Origin of the sequence: Nocardioides jensenii JCM 1364 = NBRC 14755 (assembly GCF_001552535.1) — a bacterium.
GTDB lineage: Bacteria > Actinomycetota > Actinomycetes > Propionibacteriales > Nocardioidaceae > Nocardioides > Nocardioides jensenii.
On sequence record NZ_BCRJ01000005.1, the window covers coordinates 1 to 18,811 of the forward strand.

Sequence of the window (18,811 nt, forward strand, 5' to 3'; positions counted from 1 at the left end):
CCCGCCGGAGGCCCGCCGACGGAGATCAGGACGCCGTCGACCCGCCCCCAGGCCTCCCGCGCCGCCGCGACCAGCCGGCCGGCCGCCGCCGGGTCGGCATTGTCCGCCTCGACGGCCACAGCGCCATTCCCCAGCTCGGCCACGGCCGCATCCAGGGACTCACGCGTGCGGCCCGAGAGCACGACACGCGCGCCGTCGGCGACGAGCTGATCGGCCGTGGCGCGGCCCAGGCCGCGGGCTCCACCGGTGATGACGTAGACGCGGTCACGAAGATTCAGGTCCATGCCGGGAATCCTGCCACCTCGGCGTGCGGCTCAGGTGAGCAGGCGCACCGGGGATCCGGCCCGCCAGGCGGCGATGTCTGCGACGGCGCCCTCGAAGTAGCGGGCGTAGTTGCCTCGTGTCACGTAGCCCAGGTGCGGGGTCGCCAGGACGTTCGGCAGCGTGCGCAGCGGGTGGTCAGCGGGCAGCGGCTCCTCGTCGAACACGTCGAGACCGGCACCCGCGAGGGCGCCGGAACGCAGCGCGTCGACCAGCGCGTCGGTGTCGACCAGACCAGCTCGGGAGGTGTTGACGAGATGACCGGTCGACTTCATCGCGGCCAGCTCGTCACGCCCGATGATCCCTCTCGTGCTCTCCCCCAGCACCAGGTGCAGGGTCGTGACGTCGGCCTCGGCGAGCAGTGTGTGCAGGTCCGCCGCCGGGCGTACGCCGACCTCGGCGCACCGAGCTTCGGTCAGGTGCGGGCTCCACGCCACGACGTCCATGCCGAAGGCCATGCCGATCGTGGCCACCCGGCTTCCGATCTTGCCGAGACCGACGACCCCGAGGACGGCACCGTGCAGGTCGGTGCCGAGCGTGCTCTGCCAGCGGCCGCCGGTGCAGAACGAGGGCACCTCCGCGCGGAGTCCGCGGGCCACCCCCAGGATCAGTGCCCAGGTCAGCTCGGTGGGCGGTTCCGACGCGCTGGGGGTGCCGCAGACGGTGATCCCCCGAGCCCGCGCCGCGTCGAGGTCGATCGAGGCGTTGCGCAGTCCGCTGGTCACCACCAGGCGCAGTCGGGGCAGGCGCGCGAGGAGACCGGCGGTCAGCGGGGTGCGCTCTCGCATCACCACGAGGACGTCGTACGTCTCGAGGGCGGCGACCGCGGCACCCTCGTCGACGAGGTGGTCGTGCAGGAACGTCACCGCGACGTCCTCGAGGCCGGCCCAGTCGGCGCCGTCCTGCGCCACGGACTGGTAGTCGTCGAGGACGGCGACGCTGAGGGCCGCGCCGGTCACCGTGCGACTCCGGTGTCGTCGATGAACTGGGTGCGGTGCAGCTGGCCGTAGAGGCCACCCTCGACGAGCAGCTCGGCGTGGGTGCCGCGCTGGATCACCCGGCCGTCGTCGACGACGAGGATCTGGTCGGCGCCACGGATGGTGGAGAGCCGGTGTGCGATCACCAGTGAGGTGCGTCCCTCGAGCGCGGCGTCCAGAGCCCGCTGAACGGCGGCCTCGGACTCGGAGTCCAGGTGCGCCGTCGCCTCGTCGAGTACGACGACCGCGGGCGCCTTGAGCAGCAGTCGGGCAATGGCGAGACGCTGGCGTTCTCCGCCGGAGAGTCGGTAGCCACGGTCGCCCACGACCGTGTCGAGGTCGTCGGGAAGGGAGGCGACCAGCCGTCCGATCTGGGCGGCGTCGAGGGCCGCCCGGATCTGGTCGTCGGTGGCGTCGCGCCTGGCATAGAGCAGGTTGGCGCGGATCGTGTCGTGGAACATGTGGGCGTCCTGCGTGACGTAGCCGACCACGTCCTCGAGAGACTGCAGCTCCACGTCGCGGACGTCGTGCCCGCCGATCAGGACGGCGCCGCCGGTGACGTCGTAGAGTCGCGCGACCAGGTGGGTGACGGTGGTCTTGCCCGCACCTGAGGGGCCGACCAGCGCGATCATCTGACCGGGCTCGGCGGTGAAGGTGATGTCGTGCAGCACCTGCTCGGTGTCGCGGCTCTCCTTGCGGGCCACCACCTCGAGCGAGGCCAGGGAGACCTCGTCGGCGCGTGGGTAGGTGAACGCGACATGCCGGAACTCGACGTGCGCGGTGCTGCGCGGCAGCACCACGGCGTCGGTCTTCTCCTGCACCAACGAGGGCAGGTCGAGCAGCTCGAAGACCCGCTCGAAGCTGACCAGGGCCGTCATCACGTCGATGCGGACGTTGGAGAGACCCTGGAGTGGGCCGAGCAACCGCAGCAGCAACGTGGCCAGGGCGAGCAAGGTGCCGACGCTGAGCTCCTCCTGGATCGCGAGATAGCCGCCGATTCCGTAGACCAGGGCCGTTGCCAACGCCGGAACAGTCATCATGGCGGCCACGAAGATGCGGGTGATCAGCGAGATGCGCACACCCAGGTCGCGCACCACCGCCGCTTTCACCGCGAAGCGCTGGTCCTCCTCGTCGCGGCGTCCGAAGAGCTTGAGCAGCATCGCACCGCCCACGTTGAACCGCTCGGTCATCGCGTTGCCGAGGTCGGCGTTGCCGTCCATCTGCTCGCGGGTCAGGCCGGCCAGCCGCTGGCTGACCCAGCGCGAGACCAGCATCAGCACCGGGAAGAGAGCCAGGCAGGCAAGGGTGACCCGCCAGCTGAGCGCGAACATGGTGGCGCCGACCACGACCACCGAGATCATGTTGGAGACGGTGCTGGACAGGGCCGAGGTGAAGGCACGTTGCGCACCGATCACGTCGTTGTTGAGTCGCGAGACGAGGGCACCGGTCTGGGTGCGGGTGAAGAACGCCAACGACTGGCGTTGCACGTGCCCGAACACGCGGGTGCGGAGGTCGTAGATCAGCCCCTCGCCGATGCGTGAGGAGAACCAACCGGTCAGCACGTTGAGGAGCCCGCTGATCAGGGCCGTGACGGCCATCGCGCCGGCGAGCCAGGCGACCAGCCTCGTGTCGCCGCGCAGGATGCCGTCGTCGACGATGCGCTGCACCAGCAGGGGCGTGACCACGACGAGACAGGCGTCGAGCACGGTGAGCGTGAGGAACACCGCGATGATGCGCCGGTGTGGGCGGGCGAAGCTGAGCACCCGGCGCAGGGTGCCGCGGTCGAGCCGGCTGTTGACCACGCTCCGGTCGGTGCGGAGATTGCGGAAGGCCGGGCCGGCACCCATCATTCCCGCCATGCGTCCACCTCCTTCAGCTCCTGGCCGTCACGATCAGGCCAACGATCACGGTCAGGCCAGCGACACCAGGTCGGCGTAGCCCTCGTTCCACAGGTCCTCGTCGCCGTCGGGCAGCAACAGCACCCGGTCGGGCTCGAGCGCCCGGACTGCGCCCTCGTCGTGGGTGACCAGGATGATTGCGCCCTCGTAGGTGCGGATCGCGGCCAGCACCTCCTCGCGCGAGGCGGGGTCGAGGTTGTTGGTGGGCTCGTCGAGAAGCAGGACGTTGGCGCTGGAGACGACCAGGCTGGCCAGGGCCAGGCGGGTCTTCTCACCACCGGAGAGTACGGCGGCCGACTTGTGCGCGTCGTCACCGGAGAACAGGAACGAGCCGAGAACAGAGCGGGCCTCGGTGTCGGTCAGCTGCGGCGCCGCCGACTGCATGTTCTCGAGCACCGTGCGACTGGTGTCGAGCGTCTCGTGCTCCTGGGCGTAGTAGCCGACCTTGAGTCCGTGCCCGGGGATGACCTCACCCGTGTCGGGCCGGTCGACCCCGGCCAGGATGCGCAGCATCGTGGTCTTGCCCGCTCCGTTGAAGCCGAGGATCACGACGCGGCTGCCCTTGTCGATGGCCAGGTCGACGTCCATGAAGACCTCGAGCGAGCCGTAGGACTTGGACAGCTCCTTGGCCGTGAGCGGGGTCTTGCCGCAGGCGGCCGGTGCGGGGAACTTGATCTTCGCGACCTTGTCGGCCTGGCGCTCACCCTCGAGGCCGGCCATCATCTTCTCGGCCCGCTTGAGCATCGACTGCGCGGCGGTGGCCTTGCTGGCCTTGGCCCGCATGCGGTTGGCCTGGTCGGTGAGGGTCTTGGCCTTGGTCTCGGCGTTCGCCCGCTCGCGCTTGCGGCGTCGCTCGTCGGTCTCGCGCTGGGTGAGGTAGTTCTTCCAGCCCATGTTGTAGACGTCGATCTCGGCGCGGTTCGCGTCGAGGTGCATCACCTTGTTGACCGTGGCCTCGAGCAGCTCGTTGTCGTGGCTGATCACGATCAGCCCGCCCTTGTAGCTCTTGAGGAACTCACGCAGCCACACGATCGAGTCGACGTCGAGGTGGTTGGTGGGTTCGTCGAGCAGCATGGTCTCGGCGTCGGAGAAGAGGATGCGGGCCAGCTCGACCCGGCGACGCTGGCCGCCGGAGAGCGTCCTGAGCGGCTGGGCGAGGATGCGCTCCTCGATGCCCAGGCTGGCCGCGATGGTGGCTGCCTCGGACTCGGCGGCGTAGCCTCCGCCGGCGTGCAGCTCGTTGTCGGCGCGCGCGTACTGCTTCATGGCACGCTCGGAGACAGTGGCATCGTCGGAGCCCATGTCGGCCTCGGCCTGGCGCAACCGGCGTACGACGTCGTCGAGGCCGCGTGCGGACAGGATCCGGTCGCGGGCCATCACCTCGGGGTCACCGGTGCGGGGGTCCTGGGGCAGGTAGCCGACCTCACCGGTCGCCAGCACCTTGCCGGAGGCGGGCAGCGCTTCGCCGGCGAGGATCTTGGTGAGGGTGGTCTTTCCGGCTCCGTTGCGGCCGACCAGGCCGACCTTGTCGCCTGCTGCCACGCGGAAATTGACGTTCTCCATGAGGAGACGCGCACCGGCACGGACCTCTAGTTGCTGTGCGGTGATCATGAGGATCGTTAGTCTACGTGCGAGAGGCTTCAGCCCCGGCATCCGCACGGGCATCAGGAAGGACGCACACATGCGCTTCAATCCCAAGGCACGGATCGACTCGGGCAAGGTTTCCGACGCGGGAGGCGGCGGAGGCCGCGGTGGCGGCCTCGGTGGCGGCGGCATGAAGCTTCCGATCCCCACCGGTGCCGGTGGCGGCAAGCTCGGCCTGGTGATCCTGGTGGTCGCCTTCCTGGTCGCCATGTGCAACGGACAGGTGCCCGGCATCAACCAGGGCGATGGCGGCGGTGGCCAGAACAACGCCGCGGGCAGCGACCCTGCGCAACAACAACAGGCCGATCAGTACGACAAGTGCCTCACCGGCGAAGACGCGAACGAGTCAGAGGCGTGTGCGCGTGTGGCGATTCTGAAGCTCTTGGAGGACTACTGGTCCGCCCAGTTCAAGGGCGGAGACTTCGTGGCGGCGCCGGCCAAGACGTTCGCCGGGTCGACTACCACCGGCTGTGGCAGTGCGACCTCTGCGGTCGGGCCGTTCTACTGCCCGGCGGACCAGACCATCTACCTCGACCCCACCTTCTTCGATGATGTTCTCGAGGGGCAACTCGGTGGCAAGGGCGGCGACTTCGTCGAGCCCTACGTGCTCGGTCACGAGTACGGCCACCACATCCAGAACATCACCGGCCAGATGAAGAACGTGCGCACGCAGCAGGGTGAGGACAGTGACGCGGTCAAGCTCGAGCTGCAGGCCGACTGCTACGCGGGTCTGTGGACCCACCACATCGAGTCCCTCAAGGATGACAACGGCGAGCAGATCCTCACGATCGACGACGCCGACATCGAGGAGGCCGTCGGCGCCGCCTACACCGTCGGCGACGACCACATCCAGGAAGTGACCGGCGGTCGCGTCGACTCCGGATCCTGGACCCACGGTTCGTCGGAGGAACGGATGAAGTGGTTCAGGACGGGCTACGACTCCGGTGACTACGAGGCCTGCGACATCTGGAAGTGATGTCTCACAGCAGCGCCTCGATCTGCGGGAAGAGGCGCTGCAGAGAACGCAGATAGGGCGCCACGCTCGGGTGGCGGTACTTCCCGGCCAAGGCGCCGGGGCCGTCGGCGACCCTGGCCAGCGCCCACTCGGCGCGCGACATCGCGGTGTAGACCGCGTTGATGCGGGCTCCGAGCACGACCTGGTCGCGGGTGGCGGTCCCCTCGGGAAGGCCCATCAGGTAGGCGTCGACCAGCACGTCGAACTCCTCTCGGGCGGTCAGGGCGAGGTAGCCCAGGTCGGCTCCGGCCGCGCCTCGACCGAGCATCGACCAGTCGATCGCCAGCACGTCGTCATCGTCACGGGCCAACAGGTTGCCCGGCACGGGGTCGCCGTGCTGGGCCACGGGCGGCAGCTCGTCGAGGAGACGCAGATGGGTTCCACGTCGCTGCCACAGGCGGTCCGCGACGTCGGCGACCGTCGTCCGGGCCAGGGTGCGCCAGCCGCCGTTGTGCTCGGTGCGCCGCAGCCGGTCCGCGAGTTGGTCGGTGGCCAGCCAGGGATACGCAGTCAGCTCGGCGCCGGCGAACCGCCCCAGTGCCCGTGCCACGAAGGGGCTCGGCAGGTGCTGGTCCTCCACGAACGGATGCCACAGCGTCGCGCCCTCGTCGTCCTCCTCGACCTTGGCCGCAAGCACGCTGCGCAGACCCGGTGTCGCGTCCACCGCTCCGGACAGCGCGACCACGATCGGCCGGCGCCACCACGCGAAGTGGCGCTCGTCGGAGAGCTCACCCGGGTCCCCGGGCTGCGGCGCCTGGACCCGTTTGACCACGAGGTCATCGACCCGCCACACCCCCAGCGTCGAGCTGCCCATGCCTCCGGGCACAGGCTGCCAGTCTGGTTCGGGCTGCCACATCGCGACTCCTGCGGTGTCAGTCAGGTGTTGACGACCGTCATCCTGACAGACCCGGCGTCCGCAATCGCGCCTTCGAGCACCGATCGCCGGGGATCCGGCACGGCGAGGAACGGCTCGACGACGCGGGTTGCGAGCAACCGGAGGCGTTGGTCGGCGAGCACGGCCTCGATCGCGTCGTGGTCTCCCCCGGTCACCAGCACCACATCAGGGTCACCGGCGGCCGACCGGAGCTTCTCCTCGAACGGACCCAGGATGCGCACGGCATGACCGGCGGCGGCCTCGTAGGCCTGCCGGGCCTGGTTGTCGCGACGCCTGGCAAAACGTTGCTGACTCTGGCCACCCGCCTTGGTCCGCCCCTGCACGTGACGCTGCCCGACCTTCGACTCGACGATCGTGTCGCCGTTCAGGCTGGCGATGGCGAATCCGCCCTTGCGCACGAGCAGCACGCCCCAGTGTCGGGGCGGCACGCAGGCCTCCACGAACGACGCGACTGCCGGTGCCCCGTCGTAGGAACGACCGAAGGGCGGCCGCCCCACAAACGTCGACCCGTCGCCCCCGAGACCGGACAACGCGCCGTCGGTGACATCGAGCGAACTGCCGCCGTGGCGGGCCGCGAAGTTCTCCACCCAACGCACGAGTCGCGTGGTGGGCACGAGGAGGGACGTCACCCGGCGAGGCTACCGAGAAATGCGACAACTCCGTGGATTGCAGTCACCTGATGACTGTGATCCACGGAGTTGAGCGATCTCGTCGGGTCAGACGTTGAACCCGAGCGCCCGCAACTGCTCGCGGCCGTCGTCGGTGATCTTGTCCGGGCCCCACGGCGGCATCCAGACCCAGTTGATCGCCACGTCGTTGACGATGCCCTCGAGCGCGGAGTTCGTCTGGTCCTGGATCACGTCGGTCAGCGGGCACGCAGCCGAGGTGAGCGTCATGTCGAGCACGACGTTGGAGCCCTCGTCGAGGTGCACGTCGTAGACCAGGCCGAGGTCGACGACGTTGATGCCGAGCTCGGGGTCGACGACGTCCTTCATCGCCTCGGTGACGTCGTCCTTGGTCACGGTCGAGGTGCCCACGGGCGCCTCGGGGATGTCAGAGTGGTCAGCCATTGGTGCTCTCCTTGTTGTCGGCTGCAGCAAGCGTCTGGGCCGTCGCGTCCTTGAATGCCATCCACGACAGCAGGGCGCACTTCACGCGGGCCGGGAACTTCGCGACACCGGCAAAGGCGATGCCGTCCTCGAGGACGTCCTCGTCGGGCTCCACGTTGCCACGCCCTTGCATGAGCTCCTGGAAGGTCGCGTGGATCTGCATCGCCTCGTCGACCGGCTTGCCGATCACCAGGTCGGTCAGCACGGAGGCCGACGCCTGCGAGATCGAGCAGCCCATCGAGTCGTAGGAGACGTCATCCACGACGCCACCGGCCAGGTGCACGCGCAGGGTCACCTCGTCACCGCAGGTGGGATTGACGTGGTGCACCTCGGCCTCGAACGGTTCGCGAAGCCCCTTGTTCAAGGGGTTCTTGTAGTGATCGAGGATGATCTCTTGGTAGAGGGAGTCGAGTTCCTGGCTCATGTCAACCCAACTTGAAGTAGGAGCGGGTGTATTCCAGCCCCTCGACGAGGGCGTCGATCTCGGCCGGGGTCGTGTAGAGGTAGGACGACGCCCGGGTCGAGGCCTGCACGCCGAAGCGCTTGTGGGCCGGCTTGGCGCAGTGGTGACCGGCACGCACGGCGACACCGCGCGAGTCGAGCACCTGGGCCACGTCATGGGGGTGCACACCGTCGATCTCGAACGAGATCGCTCCCCCACGCAGCGACGCGTCGATCGGACCCAGCACGGTCAGACCGGGCACGGTGGCCAGGCCGTCCAGGGCGTAGGCCGTGATCGCGTGCTCGTGCGCGCGGATCGCGTCCATGCCGACGTGCCCGAGGTAGTCGACAGCGGCGCCGAGGCCCACGGCCTCCACGATCGGCGGGGTGCCGGCCTCGAACTTGTGCGGGATGCCGGCGTACGTCGACCGCTCCATCGCCACGGTCTCGATCATCTCGCCACCACCGAGGAACGGCGGCAGCTGGTCGAGGATCTCGCGCCTGCCCCACAGCACCCCGATGCCGGTGGGGCCGACGACCTTGTGGCCGGTGAAGGCCAGCAGGTCGGCACCCGACGCCTGGACGTCGACGGCCATCTGGGGAACGGCCTGGGAGGCGTCGACGACCACGATCGCGCCGACCTCGTGCGCGCGGCGGGCGATCGCCTCGACGGGGTTGATCGTGCCGAGCATGTTGGAGACCCAGGTCAGCGAGACGACCTTCGTCTTCTCGGTGATCAGGGAGTCGATGTTCGACAGGTCGAGCTGGCCGTCGTCGGTCAGCCCGAACCAACGCAGCGTGGCGCCCTTGCGCTCGGTGAGCAGCTGCCACGGCACGATGTTGGAGTGGTGCTCCATCTCGGTGATGACGACCTCGTCGCCCTCACCGATCTCGAGCGGACCGCGCGCCCAGGCCAGCGTGTTCGCGACCAGGTTGAGCGCCTCGGAGGCGTTCTTGGTGAAGATGATCTCGTCACGTGTGGGCGCGTTGATGAACGCGGCGACCTTGTCGCGCGCATTCTCGAACGCCTCGGACGACTCCGCTCCGAGCTGGTGCATGGCCCGCGCCACGTTCGCGTTGTGCCGCTCGAGGTGGTCGACCATCGTGTCGATCACCACCTGCGGCTTCTGCGAGGTGTTGGCACTGTCGAGGTAGACCAGCGGCATGCCGCCGGCAAGTTCACGCTCGAGGATCGGGAAGTCCTTGCGGATGACTTCCAGCTCGGGGAGGAGTCCGTCCATCGGAATCAGACCGCCGCCGCGGAGACGTACTTGTCGTAGCCGTTGGCCTCGAGCTCGTCGGCGAGGTCTGGGCCACCGGACTCGGCGACCTTGCCGTTGACGAACACGTGCACGAAGTCGGGCGTGATGTAGCGCAGGATGCGCGTGTAGTGGGTGATCAGCAGGACGCCCTTGTCCTTGTCCTCGATGAAACGGTTGACGCCGTCCGAAACGACCTTGAGCGCGTCGATGTCGAGGCCGGAGTCGGTCTCGTCGAGGATGGCGACCTTGGGGTCGAGCAGCTCGAGCTGGGCGATCTCGTGGCGCTTCTTCTCACCACCGGAGAAGCCCTCGTTGACCGAGCGGGTGCCGAAGGAGGCGTCGAGGTCGAGCTTCTGCAGCGTCGCGTTGACGTCCTTGACCCAGGTGCGCAGCTTGGGCGCCTCGCCGTCGATGGCCGTCTTGGCGGTGCGCAGGAAGTTCGACACCGACACGCCGGGGACCTCGACCGGGTACTGCATGGCCAGGAACAGCCCTGCGCGGGCCCGCTCGTCGACTGACATCGCGAGGACGTCGTCGCCGTCGAGGGTGACGGTGCCGCCGGTGACGGTGTACTTCGGGTGGCCGGCGATCGAGTAGGCCAACGTGCTCTTGCCCGAGCCGTTGGGGCCCATGATCGCGTGGGTCTCGCCGTCCTTGATGGTCAGCGTGACGCCCTTGAGGATCTCCTTGTCGCCGTCCTCGGTGGCAACCGAGACGTGCAGGTCGTTGATCTCCAGCGTGCTCATGTGTGTTCTCTCTTCTCTCTACGAAAGTCTGTGGTTCAGGACGGCGCTACGCCGTTGAGGGTGGTGCTGATGTCGACGTACACGTCGTCTCCGCGCACCTCGACCGGGAAGGTCGAGATCGGCTCGGTGGCCGGCAGCACGGTGGGCTTCCCGGTGCGCAGGTCGAAGGTCGACCCGTGCAGCCAGCACTCGATGGTGCAGTCGGCGACCTCACCCTCGGACAGGGCGACCTCGGCATGGGAGCAGAGGTTCTGGACGGCGAAGAACTCGTCGCCGTCCCTGGCCACGGCCACCTCGACGTCGTCAATGGTCACGCCGAGGGCCTCGTCGTCGTGGACCTCGGAGCCTGCGCAGGCGCGGACGAAACTCATCAGAACGCCTTGAGGACGTTCTTCTCGAGCTCGGACTCGACCGTGGCGAGCAGCTGCTCCTCCAGGGCCGGGACGTCGATCTTGCGGATCAGGTCGTTGAAGAAGCCGTGCACGACCAGACGACGGGCCTCGTTCTCCTCGATGCCGCGGGAGCGGAGGTAGAACAGCTGGTTGTCGTCGAAGCGCCCGATCGCCGAGGCGTGGCCCGCTCCTTCGATCTCGCCGGTCTCGATCTCGAGGTTCGGCACGGAGTCAGCCTGGCAGCCGTCGGTGAGCACCAGGTTGCGGTTCTCCTCGTAGGTCTCGATGCCCTCGGCCACCTTGCGGATCAAGACGTTGCCGATCCAGACCGCGTGGGCGCCCTGACCCTGCAGCGCACCCTTGTAGATCACGTTGCTCTTGGTGTGCGGAGCGGTGTGGTCGACGAACAGGCGATGCTCGATGTGCTGACCCTCGTCGGCGAAGTACATGCCGAGCATCTCGACCGATCCGCCGGGGCCGGCGTAGGAGGCGGTCGCGTCGTGGCGCACCAGGTCGCCGCCGAAGGAGACCGCGACATGCTTGAGGCTGGCGTCGCGCCCCACGCTGGCGTGCTGCGTGGAGTGGTGGACGGCGTCGTCGGCCCAGTCCTGCAGCGAGACGACGGTCAGCTCAGCACCGTCCTCGACGATGATCTCGATGTTGTCGGCCAGCACAGCGGAGCCGCTGAAGCTCAGCACGACGGTCGACCGGGAGAACTTCTCCGCGATGATCACGGTGTGGCCTGCGCCGGCCAGCTCGGCACCGGTGCCGGTGTGCGAGATCGTCGTCGCCCCCTCGACCACGGCGTCCTGCGGGATGCGGACCACGGTCGCGCCGTCGGCCGCAGCCCAGGCCCGGGCCGACACGCGGTCGGTCGGGACCAGTCCCGACAGGCCACGCTCGGCGGCGTCGGCGGCGACCTGCTCGACGACGACGCCCTCGGCGGCGCTCACCTCGACCGTGCAGGCACCGGCACCGAAAGGCGCCTCCTGGTGCAGGCCGTGGAGGCGCTTGAGCGGGGTGAACCGCCACACCTCCTCGCGGCCGGTCGGAACCGGGTGGTCGGCGAGGTCGAAGGACCCCTCGGGGTGCAGGTGAGAGATCACCTTGTCGACCTCGAGGGCCGAACTCACGTTCTCAGCAGTAGCAGTCACTTCATGGCTTTCTTGTACGACGGTCGCGAGGGCAGGGTGCAGCGGAGCCGGTCAGCCGACCGCGCCCTCCATCTGCAGCTCGATGAGGCGGTTGAGCTCGAGGGCGTACTCCATCGGGAGCTCCTTGGCGATCGGCTCGACGAAGCCACGCACGATCATCGCCATCGCCTCGTCCTCGGCCATGCCGCGCGACATCAGGTAGAACAGCTGGTCGTCGGAGACCTTGGAGACCGATGCCTCGTGGCCCATCGACACGTCGTCCTCACGGATGTCGACGTAGGGGTAGGTGTCGGAGCGGCTGATCTGGTCGACCAGCAGCGCGTCGCAGAGCACGTTGGACTTCGAGCCGTGCGCGCCCTCGTTGATCTGGATCAGGCCGCGGTACGACGTACGACCGCCACCGCGAGCCACCGACTTCGACAGGATCGACGAGGAGGTGTTGGGCGCGGCGTGCACCATCTTGGCGCCGGCGTCCTGGTGCTGACCCTCGCCGGCGAACGCGATCGAGAGCGTCTCGCCCTTGGCGTGCTCGCCCATCAGGTAGACCGCGGGGTACTTCATGGTCACCTTGGAGCCGATGTTGCCGTCGACCCACTCCATGGTCGCGCCCGCCTCGCAGGTGGCGCGCTTGGTGACCAGGTTGTACACGTTGTTCGACCAGTTCTGGATCGTCGTGTAGCGGCAGCGACCGCCCTTCTTCACGATGATCTCGACGACCGCGGAGTGCAGTGAGTCGGAGGAGTAGATCGGCGCGGTGCAGCCCTCGACGTAGTGCACGTAGGCGTCTTCGTCGACGATGATCAGCGTGCGCTCGAACTGCCCCATGTTCTCGGTGTTGATCCGGAAGTAGGCCTGCAGCGGGATGTCGACGTGGACGCCCTTGGGCACGTAGATGAACGAGCCACCCGACCAGACCGAGGTGTTCAGCGCGGCGAACTTGTTGTCACCGACGGGGATGACGGTGCCGAAGTACTCCTTGAAGATCTCTTCGTGCTCGCGCAGTGCGGTGTCGGTGTCGACGAAGATGACGCCCTGCTCCTCGAGGTCCTCGCGAATCGCGTGGTAGACCACCTCGGACTCGTACTGGGCGGCGACGCCGGAGACGAGGCGCTGCTTCTCGGCCTCGGGGATGCCGAGCTTGTCGTAGGTGTTCTTGATGTCCTCGGGGAGCTCCTCCCACGAGGTGGCCTGCTTCTCGGTGGAGCGGACGAAGTACTTGATGTTGTCGAAGTCGATCGTCGACAGGTCGGATCCCCAGTTGGGCATGGGCTTGCGGTGGAAGAGCTTGAGGCCCTTCATCCGCAGGTCGAGCATCCACTGCGGCTCACTCTTCTTCGAGGAGATGTCGCGCACGACCTCCTCGTTGAGTCCGCGGCGGGCGTTCTCGCTGGCCTCGTTCTTGTCAGACCAGCCGAACTCGTAACGACCGATGCCCTCGAGCTCCGGGTTTCTTTCGTCAATGGTCGTCATGAAGACGCTCCGTCCTTCTTGTCGTGGATCGTGGTGGCCCCGCGCTGGTCAGCCCGGTTGTCGAGCCTGTCGAGACCAAGATTGGGAATGCTCGTGGTGCAGACACCGTCGCCGTGCGCGATGGTGGCCAGTCGCTGGACGTGGCGGCCCAGCACGCGGCCGATCGCCTCTGTCTCGGCCTCGCACAGCTGCGGGAACTCCGCGGCGACGTGGGAGACCGGGCAGTGCTGCTGGCACAGCTGGTCGGCCATCGGCAGGGTGCGTACGCCGGCTGCGTACCCGCCCTGGGTCAGCACCTTCGCCAGTGCCTCGGCCGGGGTGAGGTCGGGCTGGTCGCGGACGAGGTCGGCGTAGTCACGTTCGATGAACGCCACGCGCTGCCTGGCGAATTCCATGACGGCCTCGTCGCCGGCCGTGTCGGCCAGGTACCGCAGGGCGTGCACGGCGAGGTCGTCGTACTGGTGAGCGAGGCCGTCGCGCCCGGACTCGGTGAGCGCGAAGACCTTGGCCGGCCGTCCTCGCCCGCGGGAACCGTAGACTCGCTGGTCACGCGCCTCGACGGTGCCGAGTTCGACCAGGTGGTCGAGGTGACGGCGTACGGCGGCCGGGGTGAGGTCCAGCAGGTGGGCCAGGTCGGCGGCCGTGGAGGGCCCCTTCTCGAGGATGGAACGCAGCACGCGGGCACGGGTCGGGGCGTCCCCTTCAGGGACGGCGACGGGTGTCCGGGCGAATTCCACAACACAAGTGTGACGTTAATACCGGGACTCGTTCAAGCAAGGGTCCCCTAACTCACACGGCGGTAGTGGCTGGGCAGCCGGAGAAGCACTCTCCGGCCGGTCGGGTCGGTGACCAGGTGGGCCGAGTCAGCCGGCTCTCGCCCGCGGGCCGCGATCTCGACCTGGACCGGGCCGCGGGCCCCCACCTCACGGTGCACGTTGAGCAGGGTGGGCCACGCTCCCCCACTCACCGTCACGTGCACCTCGGCAGGCCCCCCGCCACGGAGCATGCCGGTGGTCCGGTCGACGTTGGCCACCAGGCGCTCGACGTCGAGCCGGGCGAGGTCGACGCTGCCGGGGTGCGCGGTGCGAAGCGTCCCATTCGTCGACGGGGTGAACTCGTGGCCGTCCCACGACCAGGTCTCGTAGCGTCCGGCCCCGCCCGCGGCCGCGAACCGGAGGTCGACCCGGGCCGCGCTGACTTCGGCGACCAGCACCTCGGTGGTTCCGAAACGATCGTCCACCCGCTCGACCAGCTGCTCCAGGGCCGACTGGTCGAGCATGGCCACCGGGACGGCCGAGGCGTCCGGCCTCTCGTCGCGGAAGAGGAAGAAGACGACCAGACCCATCACCAGCGCGAAGCAGAGGCCCAGGACGACCAGCACGTTGCCGAGGACACGGCGGGAGCGCACTGCGATCGACGGGCCGAACAGTGCCCCCGCGGGATGGTCCGACGGAAGCTGCAGGTCACGCAGCGAGGTTCGCAGCTCGTCGACGATGGAGGCGTTCAGCACCGAGGACACGCGCTCCTCGTGCTGGACCTTGGTCAGCTGTCCGTCGGCGTAGCCGATGGTCAGCGCGTCCAGCACGTGTCGGCGTTGCCGCCTGCTCGGCCGATCCGGCAGCCCGGGCCACAGGCGACGCTTCCCACCGCCACCGAATCCTCCTCTCGAGGTCATGGTGCGCCGAACGGCAGTCTCAGCAGCACCCTGCCCTCGAGGTCGGTGTAGAGCTCCCCGACCTCCTGGTAGGGACTGAAGACCCGAAGGATCACGTGGCCGTCGGTCTTCGCGACCTTCGCGGCTCCGGGCACGCCATCGGGCACCGGGCCCGGCTCGATCTGGATGGTGGAACGCTCGACCTCGTCGACCCCGAGTGAGGTGGATGCCGTCTCGAGGTTCTCCAGCAGTCGGCCGGCGTCCAGCTCGGCGAGGTCCACCAGGGCGAGCCGGCCCGACAACCGGCCGCTGCCCGGCTCGTAGTCGGTCAGCCCATGACGACTGAAGAACCACTGCTCGTAACGTCCCGAGCCGACGGGGACCGAGAGACCTGCCCGGGTCTCGTCGATCTCGGCGGCGATGACCTCGGCGGAGCCGAACCGCTCCTGCACGTCGTCGACCATGCTCTCGATGTTGTGCTCGGTGCGCATGTCCAACCGTTCGGTCGCCTCGTCCCCGGACCACGCACCGATCGCCACGACGGCGACCACCACGACGGCCAGGCCACCGAGCGTCATCGCCACGACCTTCCAGGCGGGCGTGCGCTCACGTCGGGTCCCGGCGCCGGGCACCTCCTGCGCCCGCGCGACCAGGTCGCGGGCCGGCCCCGGCTCCAGCTGGAGGTCGTCGAGCAGTCCGGCGAGCTCGGAGAGTTGCGTGGCCCGGATCGCCTCGGCCACTCGTCTCTCGTGCTCCTGCTCGGTGAGCTGACTGTCGCCGTACGCCGCGCTCAGTGCGTCGAGGACGTCGTCCCGGTCACTCTGCCGGGCGCGAGTACGTCGAACCACAGCCGCCATGGTCCGGAGAATATCCGAGCCGGTGATCAGTCCTGGGTGCGGTGACGGAACGTCCGGATGGCCAGCGGCGCGATCACGACAGTGATGCCGATGGTCCAGATGAACGTGGTCAGCACCGGGTGCTGCAGCGGGAGTGCCGCATCGGAGGCGACCGGTGACGTGTTGCCCCACAGCTCGCGCACCGCCTGGACCAGCGCGGAGATGGGGTTCCACTCCGCCAGCCAGCGCAGTGCGGTGGGCATGTTCTCGGTGGGGGCGAAGGTGTTGGCCAGGAACGTGATCGGGAACATCGTGGTGAACATCACCCCGTTGACCGCCTCGACCGAGCGCATCTTCGAGCCCACCAGGATGCCGACCCAGATCATCGCGAAGCCCCACAGCAGCAGGAGCACGTAGGCCAGCACGGCGTCGAAGACACTGCCGCGGATCCGCCAGCCGATGACCAGCCCGGTCAGCGACATCACCACGATGCCGATGCTGGAGTGCAGCAGGCTGGAGATGCTGCGGCCCACGAGGACCGCCGCCGGGTTGATCGGCAGCGACCGCATCCGGTCGACGATGCCCTTGTCGATGTCGGCGGTGAGGCCGACCGCAACCACGAACGACGCGAACGCGATGGTCTGGCCCATGATGCCGCCGAGCAGCCACTCGCGGTACCCGGACGGAGAGCCGGTCTGGATGGAGCCTCCGAAGACGAAGGCGAACAGCATCACGAACATCACCGGCTGGATGGTGACGTCCATCAACATCTCGGGCATCCGCTTGATGTGGATCAGGTTGCGGCGCACGATCACCATCGACTGACGCAGCAGTCCGGTGTCGCGAATCTCGGGACGTTCCAGTGTGGCGCTCACGGGACCATCTCCTCTTCAGGCTGTTCGTCGGCGTCCTCGGCTCGGTGGCCGGTCAGGTGCAGGAACACGTCGTCGAGGCTCGGACGCTTGAGACCCAGGTCGTCGAGCTCGATCGTGCTGTCGGCGAAGACGGACGCGATGCGGGTCATGTCGGCCAGGCCGTTGGCCGCGGCGGTCAGCTGGCGTGAGGCCTCGTCGATGTGCACCTCGCTGACCTGGCTGCGCAGCAGCTTCTCGGCGGCGGGGAGGTCGGCCACGTCGGAGACCGTCACGACCACCGCCGCCTTGCCGGACTGGTCCTTGAGCTGCAGTGGTGTGCCCTCGGCGATCACCGTGCCCTTGTCGATCACCACGATCCGGTCCGCCAGCTGGTCGGCCTCCTCGAGGTACTGCGTGGTGAGCAGCAGCGTGGTGCCCTCGCGCACGAGCTCGCGCAACACGTCCCACAGCTCGACCCGACTGCGCGGGTCGAGCCCGGTCGTCGGCTCGTCGAGGAACAGCACGGGCGGGGTCGCGATCAGGCTCACCGCCAGGTCCAGTCGGCGGCGCATCCCGCCGGAGTAGGTCTTCACGATCCGGTTGCCGGCGTCGGTCAACGAGAACCGCTCGAGCAGGTCCTCGCTGGCCCGGGTGATGTAGGACCTCGACAGGCCGTAGAGCCCGCCGATCAGCCGGAGGTTCTCGCGGCCGGTCAACAGCTCGTCGACGGTCGCGGCCTGGCCGGTCAGTCCCATGCTGCGGCGGACGGCGCCGGGCTCGCGGAGCACGTCGTGACCGGCCACCCTCGCGGTGCCGCTGGTGGGCGTGGTCAGGGTCGTCATCATGCGGACCGTGGTGGTCTTGCCGGCACCGTTGGGGCCCAGCATGCCGAGGACCGTGCCCTCGGGGACGGAGAAACTGACGCCGTCGACCGCGACGGTGTCACCGAAGTGCTTGACCAGGTTGTCGGCCTCGATGGCCGGGGGTGAACTCATAGTGGGCCTCTCCCATGTGTCCGGGTGTGTCCGGCTCGTTGACACTTCGACCCGCTCCGGCCGCGAAATTCATCGCCCTTCACCCTAGGCACGCCGGCCTGGGAGGTCACCTCCTTTTCCGCCGCAGAACCGGGTTCCTAGACTGTCCCGGTGCAACCTTCCCCCGACGCCGTTCCCGGCAACGCTGGATCCGGCAGTCTCGGGTCGGGACGAACCGATCCCGGCGGGGCGGCCGTCGAGATCGACGGCCTGGTCATGAGGTACGGCGACAAGGTCGCGGTCGACGAACTGTCCCTGCGGGTCGAGCGCGGCAGCATCACCTCCGTGCTCGGGCCGAACGGCGCCGGCAAGACCACCACCCTCGAGGTGTGCGAGGGCTTCCGCAAACCCCAGGCCGGTCAGGTGCGGGTCCTCGGACTGGACCCGACCCGGGAGCGCCGGGCGCTCCTCCCCCGCATCGGCGTCATGCTCCAGTCCGGTGGCGCATGGTCGGGAGTCCGCGCCGAGGAGATGCTGCGGCACATCGCGGCACTGCACGCCCACCCGCTGCCCGTCGCAATGCTGGTCGAGCGTCTCGGCCTCGACGACTGCGGGCGTACGCCGTACCGCCGTCTCTCCGGCGGGCAGCAGCAGCGACTCGGCCTGGCGATGGCGATCGTGGGACGCCCCGAGCTGGTCTTCGTCGACGAACCCACGGCCGGCATGGACCCGGCGGTGCGCCGCACGACCTGGGAGCTGCTCGAGGAGCTCAAGGCCGACGGCGTCACGATCGTGCTCACCACCCACCACATGGACGAGGCAGAACGACTCTCCGACCTGGTCCATGTCATCGACCGTGGCGGCCTGGTGGCCAGCGGCACCCCGTTCGAGCTGACCCGTGCCCGCGACCAGGCCACGATCCGCCTGGTGGTGACCCGGCCGTTCCCACCGGGCTCTCCCGACAAGCTGCGCATCGCCCTGGGCGACGCCACCGAGGTGACCGAGATCAACGAGCAGAGCCTGCTGATCACCGGTCCGGCCGACGGTTCCACGCTGGCCCGCGTCTCCGCGTGGTGCGAGGAGCACGACGTGCTCCCCGAGAGCCTGGTCCTGGGCCAGCGCACGCTCGAGGACGTCTTCCTGCAGCTGACCGGACGGGAGCTCGAGGC

At 68.6% G+C, this 18,811-nt stretch carries 20 protein-coding genes; 2 read left to right on the plus strand and 18 right to left on the minus strand.

Going from position 1 to position 18,811, the window contains the following annotated elements:
* From NJ4_RS03070 to NJ4_RS03085, 4 genes are all read right to left on the minus strand, one after another.
* On the minus strand, positions 1 to 284 hold a 284-nt coding region (locus NJ4_RS03070), incomplete at its 3' end, for an SDR family NAD(P)-dependent oxidoreductase (protein ID WP_157550650.1).
* A gap of 30 nt (positions 285 to 314) precedes the next feature.
* Positions 315 to 1,280 (minus strand): D-2-hydroxyacid dehydrogenase family protein, encoded by a 966-nt coding sequence (locus NJ4_RS03075; protein ID WP_067430047.1) that lies wholly within the window; start codon positions 1,278 to 1,280, stop codon positions 315 to 317.
* Entirely contained in the window at positions 1,277 to 3,157 is a 1,881-nt protein-coding gene (locus NJ4_RS03080; RefSeq protein WP_082748129.1) for an ABC transporter ATP-binding protein, read from the minus strand. Before NJ4_RS03080 ends, NJ4_RS03075 begins: the two co-directional genes overlap by 4 nt.
* Positions 3,158 to 3,208: 51 nt before the next feature.
* The gene (locus NJ4_RS03085) at positions 3,209 to 4,807 is read right to left on the minus strand and encodes an ABC-F family ATP-binding cassette domain-containing protein (RefSeq protein WP_067430054.1); all 1,599 of its coding nucleotides are present in this window, start codon (positions 4,805 to 4,807) and stop codon (positions 3,209 to 3,211) included.
* A 70-nt stretch (positions 4,808 to 4,877) separates the two neighbouring features.
* Between NJ4_RS03085 and ypfJ the strand changes: the two genes are divergently transcribed.
* Entirely contained in the window at positions 4,878 to 5,816 is a 939-nt protein-coding gene (gene ypfJ / locus NJ4_RS03090; protein WP_067430056.1) for a KPN_02809 family neutral zinc metallopeptidase, read from the plus strand.
* Positions 5,817 to 5,820: 4 nt separating this feature from the next.
* Here ypfJ and NJ4_RS03095 read toward each other — a convergent pair whose 3' ends face one another.
* From NJ4_RS03095 to NJ4_RS03160, 14 genes are all read right to left on the minus strand, one after another.
* Positions 5,821 to 6,711: a phosphotransferase gene (locus NJ4_RS03095; RefSeq protein WP_067430058.1), complete on the minus strand. Its 891-nt coding sequence runs from the start codon at positions 6,709 to 6,711 to the stop codon at positions 5,821 to 5,823.
* A gap of 20 nt (positions 6,712 to 6,731) precedes the next feature.
* The gene (locus NJ4_RS03100) at positions 6,732 to 7,379 is read right to left on the minus strand and encodes an acVLRF1 family peptidyl-tRNA hydrolase (RefSeq protein ID WP_067430061.1); all 648 of its coding nucleotides are present in this window, start codon (positions 7,377 to 7,379) and stop codon (positions 6,732 to 6,734) included.
* 87 nt (positions 7,380 to 7,466) lie between these two features.
* Positions 7,467 to 7,820: a metal-sulfur cluster assembly factor gene (locus NJ4_RS03105; RefSeq protein ID WP_067430065.1), complete on the minus strand. Its 354-nt coding sequence runs from the start codon at positions 7,818 to 7,820 to the stop codon at positions 7,467 to 7,469.
* Positions 7,813 to 8,283: a Fe-S cluster assembly sulfur transfer protein SufU gene (sufU, locus tag NJ4_RS03110; RefSeq protein ID WP_067430068.1), complete on the minus strand. Its 471-nt coding sequence runs from the start codon at positions 8,281 to 8,283 to the stop codon at positions 7,813 to 7,815. The genes NJ4_RS03105 and sufU overlap by 8 nt, the downstream gene beginning before the upstream one ends.
* A 1-nt stretch (position 8,284) precedes the next feature.
* Positions 8,285 to 9,541, minus strand: a complete 1,257-nt coding sequence (locus NJ4_RS03115; protein ID WP_067430070.1) for a cysteine desulfurase — start codon at positions 9,539 to 9,541, stop codon at positions 8,285 to 8,287.
* A gap of 5 nt (positions 9,542 to 9,546) precedes the next feature.
* The gene (gene sufC / locus NJ4_RS03120; RefSeq protein ID WP_067430073.1) at positions 9,547 to 10,308 is read right to left on the minus strand and encodes a Fe-S cluster assembly ATPase SufC; all 762 of its coding nucleotides are present in this window, start codon (positions 10,306 to 10,308) and stop codon (positions 9,547 to 9,549) included.
* A 35-nt stretch (positions 10,309 to 10,343) separates the two neighbouring features.
* Positions 10,344 to 10,679 carry a non-heme iron oxygenase ferredoxin subunit gene (locus NJ4_RS03125; protein ID WP_067430076.1) on the minus strand — a complete coding sequence of 112 codons (336 nt, stop codon included), beginning with the start codon at positions 10,677 to 10,679 and terminating at the stop codon, positions 10,344 to 10,346.
* Positions 10,679 to 11,833, minus strand: a complete 1,155-nt coding sequence (sufD, locus tag NJ4_RS03130) for a Fe-S cluster assembly protein SufD (protein ID WP_245644425.1) — start codon at positions 11,831 to 11,833, stop codon at positions 10,679 to 10,681. Before sufD ends, NJ4_RS03125 begins: the two co-directional genes overlap by 1 nt.
* Before the next feature lie 72 nt (positions 11,834 to 11,905).
* Positions 11,906 to 13,324 (minus strand): Fe-S cluster assembly protein SufB, encoded by a 1,419-nt coding sequence (gene sufB, locus NJ4_RS03135; protein WP_067430082.1) that lies wholly within the window; start codon positions 13,322 to 13,324, stop codon positions 11,906 to 11,908.
* The gene (locus tag NJ4_RS03140) at positions 13,321 to 14,061 is read right to left on the minus strand and encodes a helix-turn-helix transcriptional regulator (protein ID WP_067430085.1); all 741 of its coding nucleotides are present in this window, start codon (positions 14,059 to 14,061) and stop codon (positions 13,321 to 13,323) included. The genes sufB and NJ4_RS03140 overlap by 4 nt, the downstream gene beginning before the upstream one ends.
* A gap of 47 nt (positions 14,062 to 14,108) precedes the next feature.
* A complete protein-coding gene (locus NJ4_RS03145; RefSeq protein WP_082748130.1) occupies positions 14,109 to 14,999 on the minus strand; it encodes a DUF1707 SHOCT-like domain-containing protein in 891 nt (296 codons plus the stop codon).
* Complete coding sequence (locus NJ4_RS03150) at positions 14,996 to 15,835, minus strand: DUF1707 SHOCT-like domain-containing protein (RefSeq protein ID WP_067430091.1); 840 nt, start codon at positions 15,833 to 15,835, stop codon at positions 14,996 to 14,998. The genes NJ4_RS03145 and NJ4_RS03150 overlap by 4 nt, the downstream gene beginning before the upstream one ends.
* A gap of 26 nt (positions 15,836 to 15,861) precedes the next feature.
* Positions 15,862 to 16,689: an ABC transporter permease gene (locus NJ4_RS03155; RefSeq protein WP_067430094.1), complete on the minus strand. Its 828-nt coding sequence runs from the start codon at positions 16,687 to 16,689 to the stop codon at positions 15,862 to 15,864.
* On the minus strand, positions 16,686 to 17,663 hold the full coding sequence (locus NJ4_RS03160; protein WP_067430098.1) for an ATP-binding cassette domain-containing protein: 978 nt from the start codon (positions 17,661 to 17,663) through the stop codon (positions 16,686 to 16,688). Before NJ4_RS03160 ends, NJ4_RS03155 begins: the two co-directional genes overlap by 4 nt.
* Positions 17,664 to 17,813: 150 nt before the next feature.
* Here NJ4_RS03160 and NJ4_RS03165 point away from each other — a divergent pair.
* Positions 17,814 to 18,811: ABC transporter ATP-binding protein (locus NJ4_RS03165; RefSeq protein WP_245644426.1), on the plus strand; the 998-nt coding region annotated here is incomplete at its 3' end.

What these genes read in the sequence shown, in the direction of transcription:
- NJ4_RS03080 (WP_082748129.1), bottom strand. Translation starts at nt 3,157, where the DNA reads ATGGCGGGAATGATGGGTGCCGGCCCGGCCTTCCGCAATCTCCGCACC.
- NJ4_RS03085 (WP_067430054.1), bottom strand. Translation starts at nt 4,807, where the DNA reads ATGATCACCGCACAGCAACTAGAGGTCCGTGCCGGTGCGCGTCTCCTC.
- ypfJ (WP_067430056.1), top strand. Translation starts at nt 4,878, where the DNA reads ATGCGCTTCAATCCCAAGGCACGGATCGACTCGGGCAAGGTTTCCGAC.
- NJ4_RS03095 (WP_067430058.1), bottom strand. Translation starts at nt 6,711, where the DNA reads ATGTGGCAGCCCGAACCAGACTGGCAGCCTGTGCCCGGAGGCATGGGC.
- NJ4_RS03105 (WP_067430065.1), bottom strand. Translation starts at nt 7,820, where the DNA reads ATGGCTGACCACTCTGACATCCCCGAGGCGCCCGTGGGCACCTCGACC.
- sufU (WP_067430068.1), bottom strand. Translation starts at nt 8,283, where the DNA reads ATGAGCCAGGAACTCGACTCCCTCTACCAAGAGATCATCCTCGATCAC.
- NJ4_RS03115 (WP_067430070.1), bottom strand. Translation starts at nt 9,541, where the DNA reads ATGGACGGACTCCTCCCCGAGCTGGAAGTCATCCGCAAGGACTTCCCG.
- sufC (WP_067430073.1), bottom strand. Translation starts at nt 10,308, where the DNA reads ATGAGCACGCTGGAGATCAACGACCTGCACGTCTCGGTTGCCACCGAG.
- NJ4_RS03125 (WP_067430076.1), bottom strand. Translation starts at nt 10,679, where the DNA reads ATGAGTTTCGTCCGCGCCTGCGCAGGCTCCGAGGTCCACGACGACGAG.
- sufB (WP_067430082.1), bottom strand. Translation starts at nt 13,324, where the DNA reads ATGACGACCATTGACGAAAGAAACCCGGAGCTCGAGGGCATCGGTCGT.
- NJ4_RS03145 (WP_082748130.1), bottom strand. Translation starts at nt 14,999, where the DNA reads ATGACCTCGAGAGGAGGATTCGGTGGCGGTGGGAAGCGTCGCCTGTGG.
- NJ4_RS03150 (WP_067430091.1), bottom strand. Translation starts at nt 15,835, where the DNA reads ATGGCGGCTGTGGTTCGACGTACTCGCGCCCGGCAGAGTGACCGGGAC.
- NJ4_RS03160 (WP_067430098.1), bottom strand. Translation starts at nt 17,663, where the DNA reads ATGAGTTCACCCCCGGCCATCGAGGCCGACAACCTGGTCAAGCACTTC.